The organism is Paenibacillus sp. TAF43_2, from assembly GCF_052113545.1.
Classification (GTDB): Bacteria; Bacillota; Bacilli; order Paenibacillales; family Paenibacillaceae; genus Pristimantibacillus.
In genome coordinates, this window is record NZ_JBFRDK010000337.1 from 1 (window position 1) to 2591 (window position 2591).

At 38.1% G+C, this 2591-nt stretch carries 2 protein-coding genes; one reads left to right on the forward strand and one right to left on the reverse strand.

Features of this window, described 5'->3' with window-relative positions; all coding sequences use genetic code 11:
- The coding region (locus tag AB4Z17_RS33075) for a hypothetical protein (protein ID WP_441964654.1) at positions 1-615 on the forward strand (615 nt) is incomplete at its 5' end.
- A gap of 14 nt (positions 616-629) precedes the next feature.
- Here the strand turns inward: AB4Z17_RS33075 and AB4Z17_RS33080 are convergent.
- Positions 630-2591 (reverse strand): glycoside hydrolase (locus tag AB4Z17_RS33080; RefSeq protein ID WP_441964656.1); only part of this gene is annotated, 1962 nt, incomplete at its 5' end.

The following is a 2591-nucleotide window of genomic DNA, read 5'->3' on the forward strand; positions in this document are numbered from 1 at the left end:
GAACAGAAACCATCCGAGAATTCATCTGATACACTCATAGTCAAAGACGAAAATGGAAAAAACTTAAAGCTAAAGATTAACGATATTCCTCCGTATAAGCAATATTTACAATCGCAAGAGGATAGCAAGACCGAAATCGAGCGGACCYAATCCGAAGCGCTCACTCTCTCCACTCAAGAACATTTCATATTGTTAAAGTACAGTTGTGGAAATAAGCAATGTTCAACCATTTTAGTGAAGGAACTCAACTCCACAATTACAAGTCTCGCTTTGGGTGACGGCATTTTTCAAGACTATCAACTATCTCCAGATAAAACAGAGCTGCTGTTACGATACGGTTATAGTGAAGGCGGAGAAATTGTTCGTCATACGCTGATTGCTGTTGATTTATTAACTATGGAAAAAATACCTTTTGAATCTACAGCGTTAACGAACGAATACACGTCTACTCCAATCTGGCCTATACTCGACTATCAATGGATTGAGAAAGATCGGTTTATGATCGAGTCGGCTGATTTAGCATCATCAGATTATGAAGCAGTGAAACACTGGTATACTTCAACTGAAAAGAAAACAAAAATCGTTGGAATCTCTATAAATAAAGCTAAAAATTAGAGCCCCTTACTTTTTTATTTCATTGTGGGCTCTTTCGGTGTGTAGATCGTTTTATCATTTCCATCAAGGATTAGCGCTGATTTCGCTGGTATGACCTCGCCTTGAAAGTTAAAAGAAGCTTCCGAGAAGTTAGCCACTACTTTCAATGCTTTACCATATTCCGTCATCTGAACGCGTTTGTCCTCTGTTAGAACCTTATAATCCGTCATTTCTTCTTTTATCGCTTTTTTACTAAAGCTTGACCATACCTTAGAGTGATTCACTATGGTTTCCTTATGTTTTTCCCACTCATGTTTATCTAGATGATATAACGGAGGCACATTATAAAGAATTTCATACAGCATTCGATTCGAAATTTCATCCTCTATTTTTAAAGTTCCCCAGCCCCACCAATAAGTCGTGATCACGGAATTATTGTAAACTAACTTATACAATGGGATCGTGTAGCTAGTATCCAAAAACAGCTTCTTGTACTTGTCCTTTAACGGTATTTGCTTAGCAAATAGTTCGGGAACCCCGCCGTTGCTTGAATAATATCTTCCTACATAATATTCGCTTTCTTTATTTGTGCTCATATCCTTATCCATCCATGAGAATGATGGCGTCTCTATTCCATGCGCAAAAGCAACCGTTTGGTTAGCAAAATCGTTGCCGCCCTCTGTTCCAACGACCAGTTTCCATTGTTTTTGCAAATACGCCATTCGCTTTATTCTAGCCTGTATATCTTCTTCTTCCGTAGTCACATGCTCTGGCGAATAGTCATCGAAGACTTCTCCAGTACCATCCGTATCCAGAAACCATGAGTTAAAAGCTAAACCTGTATTGAAAATCGATGTTACTCTTTCTTCTACACTAGGCAAGGCAAGCGTTGGGTTGAGCTTTCTGCCTTCTCCTTGGAACCCTACAATTTTTTTCCCGTCCTTATCGGTTACCGTTGCATGCTCGTAAAGGGAAGTATCCTTAAACTTAGCCGTCGTCCATTTCTCTTTTCCTGGTTCATGGATTGAATGATACGAGTCATAGGTGCCAATTAAATAACCAAGACTTTCTGCCTCTTTGACAAACGCAGGTTTAATAAACCCTTCCTGCCAATCATCCAAACCAATCCACATATTGTCGAGCCCAGACTGCTTCATATCCTTTATGACATCAATCGTATTGGCATCTGCCCACTTCTCAATGGGATCAACTGCAGCGCCAAGCACGCTTTTTAACAATCGTTTATTCAGATCAATCAATTCAACAGCGTTCAAATTTTCTATACCGCTGCTTAACAATCGCTGAGTTTCTTCATCTAAGTCAGTAAAAATTTTGGAATCATAAAATTCTTTTAGCTGCATGACCGCACTTAAACTTTTTACAATTCGATTTATCGTGTATTTATCTACATAATCTAAACGATTTAAATCGTCAAAAGCGGATGAAAGCTCTGCTCCATCTTCCACTTTAGTTTTTAATAGCTCCTGAATCCATAATCTCAGTTTTTCGGGAAGATTGCTCCTCAGCTTTGCCCATTGTATATTTTCTTCTGAAATAACCGTTCTGTCCCAAAAATAAGCATGCGGCGCTCCGTAAAGCTTTTCGATATTGCTATTTTCTTTAGCCTTATCCGCCAAGCTTTTGAATTCACCCTGTTCAATCAAATAATCTTTATATGTCTTTGCGACAGCTGTTGGATTTTTTTTCGTTACATAAATTCTAAAACCGTATTCCTTTTGTTTATTAATTACTGGAAATTCATGATGAAAAGTAAACTGGATAGCGTTATCGGTATTAAAAACAATTTCATTGTTATATGCGTTTTTAATAATGTACATCAACGAATATTCGCTTTTATCAGCTGCAAAAAATGGCATCGAAAAAGACTCAATGACCTTCATTTCTTGTTCGCTCAAATACTCTTTCCACGTCTGATCATCGCTTGGAATATACTTTCCTTGGTTTAATGGAAGCATATACCCATCACCCGTTACGAT